The 14,483-nt window shown below is 68.0% G+C and carries 13 protein-coding genes; 7 read left to right on the top strand and 6 right to left on the bottom strand.

Annotated elements, in window-relative coordinates:
- Window positions 1-3 precede the first annotated feature (3 nt).
- Together motA and E9536_RS41635 are read right to left on the bottom strand one after the other, a co-directional pair.
- Entirely contained in the window at window positions 4-873 is an 870-nt protein-coding gene (gene motA, locus E9536_RS30315; RefSeq protein ID WP_048024585.1) for a flagellar motor stator protein MotA, read from the bottom strand.
- A gap of 279 nt (window positions 874-1,152) precedes the next feature.
- Entirely contained in the window at window positions 1,153-1,305 is a 153-nt protein-coding gene (locus E9536_RS41635) for a hypothetical protein (RefSeq protein ID WP_168799593.1), read from the bottom strand.
- Window positions 1,306-1,377: 72 nt separating this feature from the next.
- On the opposite strand from E9536_RS41635, the gene E9536_RS30310 reads away from it, so the two are divergent.
- Window positions 1,378-2,262, top strand: a complete 885-nt coding sequence (locus E9536_RS30310) for a patatin-like phospholipase family protein (RefSeq protein ID WP_027789864.1) — start codon at window positions 1,378-1,380, stop codon at window positions 2,260-2,262.
- Between the two features lie 130 nt (window positions 2,263-2,392).
- Here the strand turns inward: E9536_RS30310 and E9536_RS30305 are convergent, their stop codons facing one another.
- The 3 genes from E9536_RS30305 to E9536_RS30295 form a co-directional block, all read right to left on the bottom strand.
- Entirely contained in the window at window positions 2,393-3,874 is a 1,482-nt protein-coding gene (locus E9536_RS30305) for an aldehyde dehydrogenase family protein (RefSeq protein ID WP_136471819.1), read from the bottom strand.
- A gap of 28 nt (window positions 3,875-3,902) precedes the next feature.
- On the bottom strand, window positions 3,903-4,853 hold the full coding sequence (gene speB / locus E9536_RS30300; protein ID WP_048024584.1) for an agmatinase: 951 nt from the start codon (window positions 4,851-4,853) through the stop codon (window positions 3,903-3,905).
- Window positions 4,854-5,011: 158 nt separating this feature from the next.
- Window positions 5,012-5,911, bottom strand: a complete 900-nt coding sequence (locus E9536_RS30295) for a helix-turn-helix transcriptional regulator (RefSeq protein ID WP_059494310.1) — start codon at window positions 5,909-5,911, stop codon at window positions 5,012-5,014.
- 198 nt (window positions 5,912-6,109) lie between these two features.
- Here E9536_RS30295 and E9536_RS30290 point away from each other — a divergent pair, with 198 nt between their 5' ends.
- From E9536_RS30290 to E9536_RS30275, 4 genes are all read left to right on the top strand, one after another.
- Window positions 6,110-6,454: a cupin domain-containing protein gene (locus E9536_RS30290; protein ID WP_027789860.1), complete on the top strand. Its 345-nt coding sequence runs from the start codon at window positions 6,110-6,112 to the stop codon at window positions 6,452-6,454.
- A gap of 84 nt (window positions 6,455-6,538) precedes the next feature.
- On the top strand, window positions 6,539-7,996 hold the full coding sequence (locus E9536_RS30285; RefSeq protein ID WP_081073686.1) for an FAD-dependent oxidoreductase: 1,458 nt from the start codon (window positions 6,539-6,541) through the stop codon (window positions 7,994-7,996).
- Between the two features lie 87 nt (window positions 7,997-8,083).
- Window positions 8,084-9,274 carry an MFS transporter gene (locus E9536_RS30280; RefSeq protein ID WP_060171659.1) on the top strand — a complete coding sequence of 397 codons (1,191 nt, stop codon included), beginning with the start codon at window positions 8,084-8,086 and terminating at the stop codon, window positions 9,272-9,274.
- A 129-nt stretch (window positions 9,275-9,403) separates the two neighbouring features.
- Window positions 9,404-10,324, top strand: a complete 921-nt coding sequence (locus tag E9536_RS30275; protein WP_042975417.1) for a LysR family transcriptional regulator — start codon at window positions 9,404-9,406, stop codon at window positions 10,322-10,324.
- Window positions 10,325-10,339: 15 nt separating this feature from the next.
- Here E9536_RS30275 and E9536_RS30270 read toward each other — a convergent pair whose 3' ends face one another.
- Complete coding sequence (locus tag E9536_RS30270) at window positions 10,340-11,170, bottom strand: helix-turn-helix transcriptional regulator (RefSeq protein ID WP_060085742.1); 831 nt, start codon at window positions 11,168-11,170, stop codon at window positions 10,340-10,342.
- Between the two features lie 238 nt (window positions 11,171-11,408).
- On the opposite strand from E9536_RS30270, the gene E9536_RS30265 reads away from it, so the two are divergent.
- Window positions 11,409-13,133 (top strand): amidohydrolase, encoded by a 1,725-nt coding sequence (locus tag E9536_RS30265; protein WP_136471817.1) that lies wholly within the window; start codon window positions 11,409-11,411, stop codon window positions 13,131-13,133.
- Window positions 13,134-13,346: 213 nt separating this feature from the next.
- Complete coding sequence (locus E9536_RS30260; RefSeq protein WP_136471815.1) at window positions 13,347-14,462, top strand: polyamine ABC transporter substrate-binding protein; 1,116 nt, start codon at window positions 13,347-13,349, stop codon at window positions 14,460-14,462.
- The last annotated feature ends 21 nt before the right edge of the window (window positions 14,463-14,483 follow it).

The following is a 14,483-nucleotide window of genomic DNA, read 5'->3' as shown; positions in this document are numbered from 1 at the left end:
CCGTTATGCGGGCCTGGGCGACTTCGTCGCGCGGACGGCCTCGTCGAGCTCCTTGAAGCTCGGGCGATCGGCCGTGAACAGCACCTTGCGGCCGAACTCCACCGCCACCGCCGGCGCGTAGCCGCTCATCGACGCGAGCAGCACGGCCTTCACGCACTGGAACGGCTTGGCCGCGGCGCGGCCCTTCGCATTGAGCAGATCCGCGAGCGGGCCGACGAAGCCGTACGCGAGCAGGATGCCGAGGAACGTGCCGACGAGCGCGCCGGCGATCATCTTGCCGAGCACGGCGGGCGGCGCGCCGACCGAGCCCATCGTATGCACGACACCCATCACCGCCGCGACGATGCCGAACGCCGGCAGGCCGTCCGCCATCTTCTGGATCGCGTTGGCCGCGACGGACGCCTCCGCATGGTGCGTATGCAGTTCTTCGTCCATCAGGTCCTGCATCTCCAGCGCGTTCACGTTGCCGCCCGACATCATCCGCAGATAATCGACGATGAAGTCGAGCAGGTGATGGTCTTCGAGCACGTGCGAATACTTCTGGAACAGCGGGCTTTGTTCGGGGGCGTCGACGTCGGCCTCGAGCGCCATCATGCCGTCCTTGCGCGCCTTCTGCAGCAGCTCGTACAGCAGCGCGATCAGTTCGACGTATTGCTGTTTCGTATAGCCGCCGCCCTTGAAACAGGTCGGCAGGCTCTTGATCGTCTTCTTCAGCGTCGCGACCGGATTGCTGACGACGAACGCACCCAGCGCGGCGCCGAAAATGCACAGCAGTTCGAACGGTTGCAGCAAGGCCGGCAAATGGCCGCCTACGCCGACAAAACTGCCGATCACCGATCCGATCACGACGATCCACCCGATGGCTACAAACATGATTACCTCTTGCGCGACTCGCGCTGCCGCATCTGTTGTCGAAAAGCGGGCGGGACGTCCGGCCATCCCGCTCCATTCCCGCGACGGCGCCGGATCGTTGCGTGTCGAATGCGATTCCTGCGGCCGTCCCGATGTATCGCAACGCGATGCCGGTCGGCGGGTGTTGATGCAATAACGGCGGTCGCCGGGGCGACTGAACCCGTGATTCCACGTAGCGCGCGCGATTCACGCGTGGCACACGTTTGCGAGCGGCGGTAGGCGCGATTTGCTTGATCGAAGTCAAAAATTGCGCGCCTTCGCGTGAATTTCCGTCTGGATGAGGCCCGGAACACGGCGGCGAATGACACACCCATCGCCATGGAAGGCTTCGCGCGGAATGCCGGGGAACGCGGCGCATCGCCAGCCGCGTTCGCGCGCCGGCAGGGTTTTCATCAGGACATCCGGGGCGCCGCACGATCCATCATGGAGAAAGCACCGTCGCAGCCAACCGCAGGAGGGCGCACCGTGACGTCCGATCCCACTTCCTCGACCGCCTTCGTGTTCGCCGGCGGCGGCAGTCTCGGCGCGATCGAGGTCGGCATGCTCCGCGAGCTGGTCGCGAGCGGCGAACGGCCCGATTGCGTCGTCGGCGCGTCGGCGGGCGCGATCAACGCCGCCTATTTCGCCGGCCGGCCCGATGCGGACGGCGTCGCGATGCTCGCCGCGCTGTGGTGCCGGATCCGCCGCCAGGACATCATGCCGTTCTCGATGCGCAGCCTCGTCGCGATGCTGCTGCGCAACCGGCCGCATCTGGTCGAGGCCGATGCGCTGCGCCTGCTGCTGGAAAGGAACCTGCCGTACCGGCGGATCGAGCAGGCCGCGTTGCCGCTCCACATCGTCGCGACCGACGTGCTGAACGGCCAGGAAGTCGTGCTGTCCGCCGGCCCGGTCGTGGATGCCGTGCAGGCCAGCGCGGCGATTCCCGGCGTGTTTCCGTCGGTCAGCATCGGCGGCGTGGAACTCGTCGACGGCGGCGTCGCGAACAATACGCCGATCTCCGTCGCGGTCGCGCTCGGCGTCAAGCGGATCGTCGTGCTGCCGGCCGGGTTCGCGTGCGCGTTGCGCGTACCGCCGCGCAGCGCGATCGCGCATGCGACGCACGCGCTGACGCTCGTGATCGCGCGGCAACTGGTGCGCGATCTGGAGTTGTACGGGGCACGCGCGCAAATCCATGTCGTGCCGCCGCTCTGTCCGCTCGACGTGTCGTCATACGATTACTCGCAGTGTGCGCAGCTGATCGACAAGGCCGCGGAACGCACGCGTGCGTGGATCGACGCGGGCGGGCTCGCGCAGTGCGCGATTCCCGGCCAGCTTCGCGAGCACGACCACGCCGCCGAGCTGTCGCATTGAGGGTTGCTCACGCGCCGTGAAATCCCATGATCGGCGCACGTCGAACACTCCGGCGCTCTCCCCGAAGAACAAAAAAAAGCGGCACCGCGCAGAGACACGGTGCCGCCAACGGCCTGAACGGCCGCACTGGTCAGTCGATCGCGCGCATCGCGTGGCGCAGTTCCTGATAGCTGCGCAGCCCCGCGACGCCGAGTTCGCGGCCGATTCCGCTGAGCCCGAACCCGCCCCAGCACACGTGCGGATAGATCAGCTGCGGTGCGTTGATCCACACGAGCCCTGCCCGCACGCGCTGCTGGAACTGCTTCGCGATACCGGCATCGCGCGTCACGACGGTCGCGACGAGCCCGTAGCGCGTGTCGTTCGCGAGCGCAATCGCTTCGTCGTCGGTTCGGAACGATTTCACGCACGCGACGGGGCCGAATACTTCGTCGGTCCACAGCGGGTTGTCGGCGGCCGGCTCGGCGATCACGACGGGCGCCATGAAGAAGCCCGCACCGCCGGCATCCGTCACCCGGCCGCTGAAGGCGACGCGTGCGCCCGCCTCGATGCCGTGCTGGAGCATCGTTTCGACGCGCGTGCGCTGCGCGGCCGAGATCAGCGGCCCCATCGCGACCTGTTCCGCGGCGGGCGGCGCGACGACGAGCGCACGCACGGCCGTCTCGAACGCGGCCATGAAGCTGCGGTACACGCTGTCGTGCACGAGGATGCGCGCGGTGGCCGAGCACATCTGGCCCGCGTTCGTGAACGCGCCCGCAACCGCGAGCGACACCGCGACGTCGAGATCGGCGTCGTCGCGCACGATCAGCGACGACTTGCCGCCGAGTTCGAGCGTCACGCGCTTCATGTCGACGGCCGCGGCCTGCATGACCTTGCGGCCGGCCGCCGTGCTGCCGGTAAACGAAATCTTGTCGATCAGCGGATGCGCGGTCAGCGCCGCACCGACGTCGGCGCCGCCGTTCACGACGTTGACGACGCCGGCCGGCAGCCCCGCTTGCTCGACGATCTCGAGCAGCGCGTGCTCGGTCGGCGACGTGAGTTCGGACGGCTTCAGCACGACCGCGCAGCCCGCCGCGAGCGCGGGCGCGAGCTTCCACGCGGTCGTGACCATCGGGAAGTTCCACGGCATGACGAGCGCCGCGACGCCGACCGCGTCGTAAAAGCGTTCGGCCGTGACGGCGTCGCTCGGCAGCGCGACCGGTTCGGCCGCGAACAGTGCCGGGTTTTCGCACAGCTTCGCGTAGTACGCAAACGTGGCGGCGACGTCGCCGACATCGGCCTCGGCCTCGAACGGCGGCTTCCCGCTCACCTGCATCTGCAGCGCCGCCAGGCGGTCGCGCGATGCCTCGACGCGTTCGGCGATCGTCGCGAGCATCCGGCCGCGTTCGGCCGGCGGCGTGTCGCGCCAGCCGGCGAATGCGTCGCGCGCGGCACGCACCGCGGCGTCGACGTGCGCGGCCGTCGCGAATTCCTGCCAGCCGATCGCGTCGCCGGTCGAAGCGTTGAAGATCGGCGCGCCCGCCTTGTCGGAATGCGTGTGCACGGACTGCCCGGCGATGCGCGCGGCGGGCAGCACGAACGTCGCGGCGGAAGGGGAAAGCTCGGCGGTAGACATGAGGTTCATCCTGTCGAGGTCGGTCGGGTTAGCGGTAGGCGACGCCCGGCATCACGCAGAGCATCTCGAACGCGAGGTTCGCGCCGGTGAGCGCGGTGGTGCCGGTCGGATCGTACGGCGGCGCGACTTCGACGAGATCCGCGCCGACGATGTTCAGGCCCTTCATGCCGCGGATGATTTCCAGGCCCTGCTGCACGGTGAGGCCGCCGATTTCCGGCGTGCCGGTGCCGGGCGCGAACGACGGGTCGAGGCCGTCGATGTCGAAGCTGAGATACACCGGCGTATCGCCGACGCGTTCGCGCACCTGCGCCATCAGCGGCGCGAGCGACTTGTTCCAGCATTCCTCCGCCTGCACGACGGTGAAGCCCTGCTGGCGGCACCAGTCGAAATCGTCCGCGTGGTAGCCGGTGCCGCGCAGGCCGATCTGCGTGACCTTGTCGCATTGCAGCAGCCCGTCTTCCACCGCGCGGCGGAACGGCGTGCCGTGCGCGATCTTCTCGCCGAACATCGTGTCGTTCACGTCCGCGTGCGCGTCGACGTGGACGACGGCGACCTTGCCGTACTTCTTGTGCAGCGCGCGCAGGATCGGCCACGCGATCGTGTGATCGCCGCCGAGCGTGATCGGCCGGCAGCCGTTCGCGACGATCTCGTCGTATGCCTCTTCGATGCGGCGCACCGAGTCCTTCAGGTCGTACGGGTTGGTCGCGACGTCGCCGATGTCGGCCACCTGCAGCGAATCGAACGGTGCGGCGCGGGTGGCCATGTTGTACGGGCGCAGCAGCACGGATTCGGTGCGGATCTGGCGCGGGCCGAAGCGCGAGCCCGAGCGGTTCGACGTGCCGAGGTCGAGCGGCACGCCGACGAAGCACACGTCGAGGCCGTCGGTCGTCTCGGCTTGCGGCAGGCGCATCATCGTGGCGATGCCGCCGAAGCGCGGCATCTCGTTGCCGCCCATCGGTTGATTGAGTTCGCGGGGCATGGGGCCGTCTCCTTTATCTGAGGTAAAGCGATCGGCCGATGGTAGAGGAGAACGCCCGCGCGAAGATTTTGAAGTCGCAACGTTTACATCGACGCGGCTCGATGCAAGTGGCGCCGCCGCATCGACGCGGCGCAACCGAACGCGGCCGCGCGGCCAGGTCAGGCCGGATCAGGTCGGCGCGAGAGTGCCGGCGGCGCGGCGCCGTCGTGCGGGCCGGAGGAAGGGAACGCGGTGGTCGCCGAACCCCACGCGGCGAGTTCGCGCTTCGTGCGCACGCCGAGCTTCGCGAACGCGCGCTTCACGTACGACTCGGCCGACGCGACGCGCACGCCGAGGATCTCCGCCGTTTCCGGCACGGTCTTGCCGGAAAGCAGGTGCTTGCAGGTTTCGTATTCGCGCTTCGACAGCTTCACGCCGTCGGCCGCGATGCGCGCGTCGAACTGCGCGAGCGGATGGACTTCGGGTGTCGGGTGCGCAATGCGCCGCGCGGCCGTGGTCGACGCATGAAGTTCGAGCAGCGGGAACAGCACGTCGCTGATGCTGCGAAAGCGGTTCATCTCGGCGAGCGTGAACGGCGGCCGGTCGCGGCCGCGCTCCAGCGCGATCGAATGCTGCGAATAACGCGTGCCGCGTGCGAGCACGCATTCGTGGCCGATCTGCACGTCGTCGAACAGCCGCTGGCGGAATTCGCCGGGCGGGATCGCCGCGATGTCGCGCACGACGAGCATCGTGCCCGTCTTGCCGCGCAGCCCCGCGAACAGCGGGTCGCTGTCGAGAAAGCGCTCGTAGTAGAGCGTCATCACGTCGGAGACGTCGGCGCTCGCCGCGCCGATGCCGCTGCTGCCGATCCATTCGCATCGGTAGCCGGTGGGCATCGAGCCGTCGACGCGCGAGCGTTCGACGTGCGCGACGTCGAGCGGCACCACTTCATTGAGCAGTTGCGTGAGGCGCGGCACGAAGTGCGGCGTGCCGACCGTCTCGATCAGCTCGCCCAGCGCCTTGAACGACACGTTGAAGCGGTCGTTGTCGCGGTGGAAGGGGTTCACGTTGAGCAGCATGCGGTTCCCCGGTGAAAAGCCGGCGGATTGTAGCGTCGGCCGCGCAAAACGTCATTAGGGGGAAATCCCGGCCGGTGTCCTTGCGACCTGCCCGGTTCCGGAAAACACCGCTTGTCCCCCCCGGAGGGGGGCATACCGGGGCAGTGTAAATGAGTAACTTTGTCTCTGCTTTTTTCAATCAAGAGACGAAAGATTCTGATGACCAAACTGATCAAGGACATCCTGCCGCTCGGCGCAGGCATCGGCGAATTCACGAAGCTCGACTTCGGGATGGACGAAAGCGACTGGCGCGCGGCGGAAGGCAAGAGCGGCAACTACCTCATCGGCTGGTGGGAAGGCAAGGTCGGCTCGGTGGAGTTTCCGGAAACCGCGGCCGACGAAGCGGTGTGGCTCGTCGAGGGCCGGATCGCGCTGACCGACGTCGAAGGCAACCGCAAGGAATTCACGCCGGGCCAGGGCTACCTGCTGCCGGCCGGCTTCGCGGGCCGCTGGGAGACGATCGAGGACGCGAAGAAGTTCTACGTGCTGCTCGAGAAGTCGTGATGGCCGAAGCCGCCGCCGTGGTGTCGTCGTCCGTGTGACGCGCGCCCGGCGGCGGTTTCGTTTCCGCGTGTGATGGCAGGGATCATGGAAATGGAAGTCAAGGCAAGAGAGACTGCACCGGCGCAGGCGCACGCATTGCGTGGCGCGCCGGTCGCATTGGGCGTCGAGGCGGCGCTCGCGAATACGAAGCTGTTCCCGTACTGGCTCGACAACCCGGCCGCGCCGGCCACCGAGCCGGAACTCGTCGGCGACGTGAGCGCCGACCTGCTGATCGTCGGCGGCGGCTTCACCGGGCTGTGGTCGGCCGTGCAGGCGAAGGAACAGATGCCGCACCTGAACGTGGTGCTGATCGAGGCCGGCAAGGTCGCGCACGGCGCATCGGGCCGCGCGGGCGGGATCATCTCGACGTCGGTGATGCACGGGCTGCCGAATGCGGTGCGCGTGTTCCCGAACGACATCGCGCAGCTCGAGGCGTTCGGCCATCACAACCTCGACGGCTTCGAGGAAACGCTGAAACGCTACGACATCGACGCCGATATCGAGTGGAACGGCGAGATGACGGTCGCGGTCGATCCCGAGCACATCGCGCACCTGAAGGGCGATTACGACCTGCATCGCGAGTACGGCCACAACGTCGTGCTGCTGAACCGCGACGAAACGCTCGAACAACTGAATTCACCGCTGTTCGCGGGCGCACTGTGGTCGCGTAACCGCAGCGGCATCGTGCATCCGGCGAAGCTCGCGTGGGGGCTGAAGCGCGCGGCGCTGTCGCTCGGCGTGAAGCTGTACGAGCACACGCCGCTCGTGACCGTGACCGACGAAGGCAGCACCGTGTTCGTGAAGACGCCGAAGGGCAGCGTGCGCGCGCCGCGCGTCGTGTTCGGCAGCGGCACCGCGAAGGTCGGGATTCCCGACATCAACCGCCGCGTGATGCAGGTGCGCGACCACGTGCTCGCCACCGAGCCGCTCACCGACGAACAGCTCGCGCGGATTGGCTGGAAGAATCGCCAGGGCGTGTACGACACGCGCACGCAGCTCAACTATTTCCGCCTGACGAAGAACAACAACATCATCTTCGGCGGCCTGGTGAGCTATCACTTCGACGGCGATCCGGAACCGCATCAGGACGGCCAGCGCGAGACCTATTACCGGCTCGCGGAAGCGTTCTACCGCACCTTCCCGCAATTGAGCGACGTGCGCTTCTCGCATGCGTGGGGCGGGCCGATCGACTACTGCTCGCGCGGCTCGGTGTTCGCGAAGCGCTATCTCGGCGACAAGGCCGTGTTCGTCGCTGGCTATACGGGTTTCGGCGTCGCGGCGAGCCGGTTCGGCGCGTTCATGGGGCTGAACATCCTGTTCGACCGCGACAGCCCCGAGCGCAAGCTCGACATCGCGAACCAGAGCCCGAGCTACATCCCGCCCGAGCCGATGCGCTGGGTCGCCGCGAAGATCACGTTCCATGCGTTCGACGGCGCGGATGCGGAAGGCGGCTGGAAGCGCGCGTGGATCAGCGGCATCAAGGCGATGGGCTTCCCGATGTAAGCGACACGGCGGCCCGGGCCGGGCCGCCGCCATACCCGGCTCCCTCGAGGAGACGGTCCGCGCCGCGGACAGGGAGAGAGACACCGAATGAACGTAGTGAACCTGCAGGATGAAGCGCGACAGGAAAGCGCGCGGTTCGTCGTCGTGATGCTGCTGCTCGGCATCCTCGGGCCGACGGTCTTCCTCGGCCTGCCCGCGATCGTCGGGCAGGTCGAGCGCCATTGGGGCTTCGGCGAAGCGGCGCTCGGGCTGTCGAGCTTCATCGAGGTGCTCGGCGAATCGACGGGCACGCTGCTCGTCGCGTTCGTGCTCGGCCGCCAGCCGGTGCGGTGGGTGCTCGCGGGCGCGGTGACGCTCGCGGCCGGCGCGAACCTCGGCACGCTCGCGACGCACGGGCTCGTCGCGTATTCCGCGTTGCAGTTCATCGCGGGCGTCGGCTCGGGCGGGCTGAACGGGATCGCGCTGCGCTACCTGTCGTACTCGCGCGCGCCGGAACGCAATCTCGGGATCATGCTGATGGGGCAGGTGACGTGGAGCATGGTGCTGCTGGCCTACATCTTCCCGATGCTGAGCGACGCATGGGGCGCGCACGGCGTGTTCGGTTTCGTCGCATGCGTGCTCGGCGTATTCGTGCTCGCGACGCCGCTGTTTCGCCGGGGCGAGACGCTGGCCGCCCCGGCACCGGCCGGCGTCGCCGGCCGCATCGACCGCCGGGGCGCGATGCTCGTGCTGTGCGCGCAGCTCGCGCTGTACGGCGGCGTCGGCGTCGTGTGGACCTTCCTCGAGAAGATCGGCACCGCGGCGGGCCTGAGCGGCAGGTCGGTGTCGCTCGTGCTCGGCATCGCGAACATCGCGAGCCTCGTGATCTGCGCGGCGATGCCGAGGCTCGGCGCGGGCGCGGGCCTGCGCCGCTGGGCGCTCGTCAACCTCGGCGGCTGCGCGGTCGCGGCCGTGCTGCTCGCGATGCCGGCATCGGCCATGACGTTCACGCTCGGCGCGGTCGTGTTCATCGGCTGCTGGACCGGCGGCGCGCTGCTGATCTACGCGACGATTCCGCAGTACGACCTGGTTGGCAAGTCGGCCGCGCTGTCGCCGGGCTGCGTCGCGCTCGGCTACGGCATCGGCTCGGTCGCGGGCGGCTCGCTGATCGAGCGCGCAGGCACGCAGTCGGCGCTGATCGCGGCGATCGTGCTGTGCGCGGTGGCGTTCCTGTGCTACCGGCGGCTGCGGCCGGCCGTGTTCGGCATGGAACGCGCGCTCGCGGTGGCACCTGAATGACGGTTTCGACGCGCGCCGCTGCCGATGGCGGCGCGCGTCCGGTCCGGTTCATCGGCGAAGGCGGCGGGCGTGGCGCGCGATGCGCGTCGTGCCGGCCGGGCAACGCGCACACGCGCAGCGGCTTCAGGCATGTTCTCGAATACTTCCGATCTCGATCTCCGGCTCATCCGGGTCTTTCTGGCCGTCGTCGACGCACGCGGCATCACGGCCGCCGAGGCGTCGCTCGGCGTGCGGCAGTCGACCATCAGCACGCAACTGTCGGCGCTCGAAGCGCGCGTCGGCTTCAAGCTCTGCGATCGCGGACGCGGCGGCTTTCGCCTGACGTCGAAGGGCGAACGCTTCGCGGCCACCGCGCGCACGCTCGTCGCGGCGACCTCCGAATTCGTCGCGCGCGTGCGCGACATCGACCGCAAGCTGGTCGGCACGTTGTCGATCGGCCTGATCGGCCAGGCGCCGCTCGTCGAGAACGCGCGCGTGGCCGATGCGATCGGCGCATTCCGCAAGCGCGACCAGGCCGTCACGTTCGCGATGAAGGTCGCGTCGCCTCAGGAACTCGAGGAAAGCCTCGTCAACAACCAGCTCGATCTCGCGATCGGGTATTTCTGGCATCGCGTGCCCGGGCTGCTCTACACGCCGCTGTTCACCGAGCAGCAGGTGATCTACTGCGGGCGCGGGCATCCGCTGTTCCATGCGTCGCGGCCCGTGACGGCGGACGACCTGCAACTGCATGACTGGGTGTGGCGTACCTATCCGGTGCCGGAGGAGCAGTATCCGCTGCCCGAGCGGCGCGTGACCGCGAGCGCGGACAGCATCGAGGCCGCGACGATCCTGATCCTGTCGGGCGGCCATCTCGGCTACCTGCCCGCGCACTACGCGGAGCCGTTCGAGCAGCGCGGGCTCGTGAAGGCCGTCGGCCGCGCGACGTTCAGCTTCGACGTGCCGCTGCATCTCGCGATGAAGCGCAGCACGAGCGACAAGCCGATCGTCGACGCGTTCTGCGAGGACCTGCTGCGCGCCTTCAACATCAAGGCGGCCGCGCTGGCCGCGTAATTCCGGGTCGCGCGTTCAGCAGTCGACGAGTACCCAGTCGAACAGCTCGCGGCGCGTGCGCACGCCGAGCTTCGCGAACGCGCGCTTCACGTACGACTCGGCCGTCGACAGCTTCACGTCGAGCTGCTGCGCGGCCTCGGGCACCGAGCGCCCGCACAGCATCAGCCGGCAGATCTCGTGCTCGCGGCGCGACAGCTGCACGTCCTGCCGTTCGAGGCGCGCATCGAAGCTCGCCTGCGACGCGGCATTCACCGACACCGCCGCCACGCGCCGCGCCGCACAGGTGCGCGCATGCAGCTCGAACATCGGGAACAGCAGGTCGACCATCTGCCGGAAGTGAAACAGCTCGTCCGTGGTGAACGCGGCGCGCCCGACCGTGCGCGCGAGCCCGAGCGCGTATTGCAGGTGCGCGTTGCCGTGCACGAGCAGGCATTCCTGCCCGATGCCGGGCTCGTCGAAGATCCGGCGGCGGAACTCGCCCTGCGCGATGCCGTCGACATGGCGCTGCACGAGCAGCGTGCCGGGCTTGCCGCGCAGCGGCGCGACCAGCGGATCGGCCTGGCAGTAGTCCTGGTAGTAGATGTCCATCACGCGCAGCGTATCGGCCGCGAAGCGCAGGCTGCCGCTGCCGAGCCATTCGACGACGAAACCCGACGTACTGCCCGTATCGGCACGCCAGCGCTCGAGGTGCACGGCGTCGGCATCGATGCTGTCGTTGACGAACTCCGTGACCGCGCCGACGAAATCCGGCGTGCCGACCGCGCGCAGCGTCGCGCCGAGTGAGTCGGGACGCACGCCGATCAGGTAGTGGCCGCGGGCGGCAGGGTCGGGCTGGAGAAGTCGCATGGTCGGACGAAGGCGGTCAGGTGACAGCGCGACGTTACGCGAACGCCGTGCACGCGTCAGCCGGGAATTCACCGGATCACCCCCACGGATTTCGTGCGTTGTCCCCAAAACGACGACAAGACCGAACGCGCGGCGGCCGGAATTCGCGGAAGCCCCGGCGGCGGGGGGGCATACCGGCGCGAATCGTCTGCCTATAGTGAAAGCACTTCGAAAACCTGATGACCAGAAAGGACAGGCCATGCAGATGCAACCGACGCACGCCGCCACGACGCTGGCGGATTTCGTTCTGACCAACGCGAAGGTCTATACCGTCGATCCGCACAAGCCCTGGGCGCAGGCCGTCGCCGTGCGCGACGGCCGGATCGTCCATGTCGGCGACACGGCGGCCGTGCAGGCGTACGTCGGCGCGCGGACGAAGGTCGTCGACGCGGCCGGCCGGCTCGTGCTGCCGGGCTTCGTCGAATCGCACTGGCACTTCGAGACGACCGCGTTCGCGTTCCAGGCGTTCGTGAACGACGAGGATCCGCAGAAGGTGCTCGGCGCGCTGCGCGCGTATGTCGAATCGCATCCGGACGAGCCGGCGATCACCGGGATGGGCTGGGTGCAGGCGACGATTCCGCCCGCGCTGCTGCGCAAGGAGACGCTCGACGCGATCTGCGCGGATCGCCCCGTGTGCCTGCTGTCGACCGATTTCCATACGATGTGGGTGAACTCGAAGGCGCTGGAGATCGCCGGCATCGACGCATCGACGCCGCCCGTGCAGGAAGGCGCGAGCTGGTTCGAGAAGGACGCGGCGACCGGCGAGCCGACCGGCCTGATCGTCGACGGCGCCGCGTATTCGTTGCTGACGCAGCGGATCAGCGCGGCCGGCCTGTTGCCGACCGGCATCGACCTGTACCTGAAATCGATCCCGCCGTGGCAGAAGAAGCTGTGCGCGGCCGGCGTGACGACCGTGTTCGACGCGGGCTTCTTCGACGCGAGCGGCGACCAGTCGCTGCTGTACGAGACGCTGCAGACGATGGAGCGCGCGGGCGACCTGAAGCTGCGGGTGGTCGGCAGCGTCGCGGTGATCGGCGAGATCGACGACCCGGTCGGCACGCTCGTCCGGTATCGCGAGCAGTACGATTCGCCGCTCGTGAAGGCGCGCGCATTGAAGCTGTTCCTCGACGGCACCGAGGCGAACCACACCGCGTACCTGCTCGAACCGTACGCGGACCGCCCGGACACCTGCGGCGCGCCGACGATGCCGGCCGACACGTTCAACCGCTACCTGATCGAGGCCGATCGCGCGCATGCGAACGTGATGGTCCATTGCGTCGGCGACGCGGCCGTGCGGATGGCGCTCGACGGTTTCGACGCGGTGAACCGCAAGAACCCGCCGCGCGACCGCCGCCACGTGATCACGCACGCGTTCCTCACGCATCCGGACGACATTCCGCGCTTCCGCCGCGCGGGCGTGATGGCGAACACGCAGCTGCAGTGGGGCGTGGTCGACGCGTACACCGAGCAGCTGCGCGACCACTACGGCCACGAGCGCTGGAGCAGCATGTACAAGTTCCGCACGTTCCTCGACGAAGGCGTGACGGTGTCGATCGGCATGGACGGCCTCGCTTGCCAGTGCCGCTGCCAGCACAAGCCGCTCGAACACATCGAGTCGGGCCATACGCGCCAGCTCGCGGGCGAGCCCGATGCGCCGGTGTTCCCGGACATCGCCGAGCGCCTGAGCATTCCGCAACTGATCGCCGCGTACACGATTCACGGCGCGTACCAGCTCGGGATGGAGCACGAGGTCGGCTCGCTGACGCCCGGCAAGCGCGCGGATCTCGTCGTGCTCGAGAACGACCTGTTCGAGGTCGGCCAGTACGACATCGGCCGCATCGACGTCGGGCTGACGATGATGGGCGGCCGCATCACGCACGTGGGCGACGATTTCGGCGCGCGCACGGGTATGCAGGCGTCCTGAACGGGCATTCCGGCTGACGAAGCGGCGACGGAATCTTTCGGGATGCTTTCGTTTTTCGCGGCTCGGCGCATCCGGCCGGAACCGGATGCGCCGATTGTGCGGCGTGTCCCCCTATTGGCAGGGCAGACCGGCCAATTTCCTCTGGCTACATTTTTCCGGACCGAAGCACACACCGTTCATTGCGAGCGGATCATGATATCGACGGAGGAAACCATGGCAGGGGATTGGAGCAGGCATCTGGGAACGGCATGCGCGGCGCTCGCGCTGGGCGGCGTGCTGGGGGCCGGCGCGCCGGTTGCACACGCGGCGGACGTCGTCAACGTGTACAACTGGGGCAACTCGATCGGCAAGGCGACGATCGCGAACTTCGAGAAGGCGACCGGCATCAAGGTCGTCTACCAGGAGTTCGATTCGAACGAGACGTTGCAGGCGAAGCTGCTGTCGGGCACGTCGGGCTATGACGTCGTCGTGCCGTCCGACATCTTCTGGGCGCGGCAGCTGCAGGCCGGCATCTTCCGCAAGATCGACAAGAGCCAGGTGCCGAACTACGGGCTGCTCGATCCGGAAATCCTGAAGGCGCTCGCGAAGGACGATCCGGGCAACCAGTACGGCATTCCGTGGACCTGGGGCACCGACGGGCTCGGGATGAACGTCGAGAAGGTGAAGGCCGCGCTCGGCAACGACGCGCCGCTCGACAGCTGGGCGCTGCTGTTCGATCCGAAGTACGCGCAGAAGCTGAAGCACTGCGGCGTGTCGGTGCTCGATTCGCCGGTCGATGCGTTCGGGATGGCGTTCGTCTACCTGAAGAAGGACCCGAACACGACGAACCCGGCCGACTACCAGGCCGCATACGAGCTGCTGAAGTCGGTGCGCCCGTACATCACGCAGTTCAATTCGAGCAGCTACATCAACGATCTCGCGGGCGGCGACATCTGCCTCGCGCTCGGCTGGTCGGGCGACGTGAACTCCGCGCGGATCGCGGCCGCTGCCGCGAAGAAGCCGTATCACATCAAGTACGTGATCCCGACCGAGGGCAGCGCGATGTGGTTCGACATGATGGCCGTGCCGAAGGATGCACCGCACCCGGACGCCGCGCTGAAGTTCGTCAACTTCGTGCTGTCGGAGAAGGAGAGCGCGAACCTGACCAACGACACGTCGTACCCGTCGGCCGTGCCGTCGTCGAAGCGCCTCGTGCGCGCCGAAGTGACGAGCGATCCGGCCGTGTTTCCGCCCGCCGACGTGATCCGCAAGCTGAGCCTCAGCAAGCCGGTTCCGCCTGAGCTGATGCGTCTGCAGAACCGTCTCTGGACGAAGCTGAAGACCGAGTAAGCCGGCCGCCGCTTCTCCGAT

Origin of the sequence: Burkholderia sp. LS-044 (assembly GCF_004803625.1) — a bacterium.
In the GTDB taxonomy this organism is placed as follows: domain Bacteria; phylum Pseudomonadota; class Gammaproteobacteria; order Burkholderiales; family Burkholderiaceae; genus Burkholderia; species Burkholderia cepacia.
Note: the sequence above shows the minus strand (reverse complement) of the source record. Positions and strands in the feature narration are given on the sequence as shown.

What these genes read in the sequence shown, in the direction of transcription:
- motA (WP_048024585.1), bottom strand. Translation starts at nt 873, where the DNA reads ATGTTTGTAGCCATCGGGTGGATCGTCGTGATCGGATCGGTGATCGGC.
- E9536_RS41635 (WP_168799593.1), bottom strand. Translation starts at nt 1,305, where the DNA reads ATGAAAACCCTGCCGGCGCGCGAACGCGGCTGGCGATGCGCCGCGTTC.
- E9536_RS30305 (WP_136471819.1), bottom strand. Translation starts at nt 3,874, where the DNA reads ATGTCTACCGCCGAGCTTTCCCCTTCCGCCGCGACGTTCGTGCTGCCC.
- speB (WP_048024584.1), bottom strand. Translation starts at nt 4,853, where the DNA reads ATGCCCCGCGAACTCAATCAACCGATGGGCGGCAACGAGATGCCGCGC.
- E9536_RS30295 (WP_059494310.1), bottom strand. Translation starts at nt 5,911, where the DNA reads ATGCTGCTCAACGTGAACCCCTTCCACCGCGACAACGACCGCTTCAAC.
- E9536_RS30290 (WP_027789860.1), top strand. Translation starts at nt 6,110, where the DNA reads ATGACCAAACTGATCAAGGACATCCTGCCGCTCGGCGCAGGCATCGGC.
- E9536_RS30285 (WP_081073686.1), top strand. Translation starts at nt 6,539, where the DNA reads ATGGAAATGGAAGTCAAGGCAAGAGAGACTGCACCGGCGCAGGCGCAC.
- E9536_RS30280 (WP_060171659.1), top strand. Translation starts at nt 8,084, where the DNA reads ATGAACGTAGTGAACCTGCAGGATGAAGCGCGACAGGAAAGCGCGCGG.
- E9536_RS30275 (WP_042975417.1), top strand. Translation starts at nt 9,404, where the DNA reads ATGTTCTCGAATACTTCCGATCTCGATCTCCGGCTCATCCGGGTCTTT.
- E9536_RS30270 (WP_060085742.1), bottom strand. Translation starts at nt 11,170, where the DNA reads ATGCGACTTCTCCAGCCCGACCCTGCCGCCCGCGGCCACTACCTGATC.
- E9536_RS30265 (WP_136471817.1), top strand. Translation starts at nt 11,409, where the DNA reads ATGCAGATGCAACCGACGCACGCCGCCACGACGCTGGCGGATTTCGTT.
- E9536_RS30260 (WP_136471815.1), top strand. Translation starts at nt 13,347, where the DNA reads ATGGCAGGGGATTGGAGCAGGCATCTGGGAACGGCATGCGCGGCGCTC.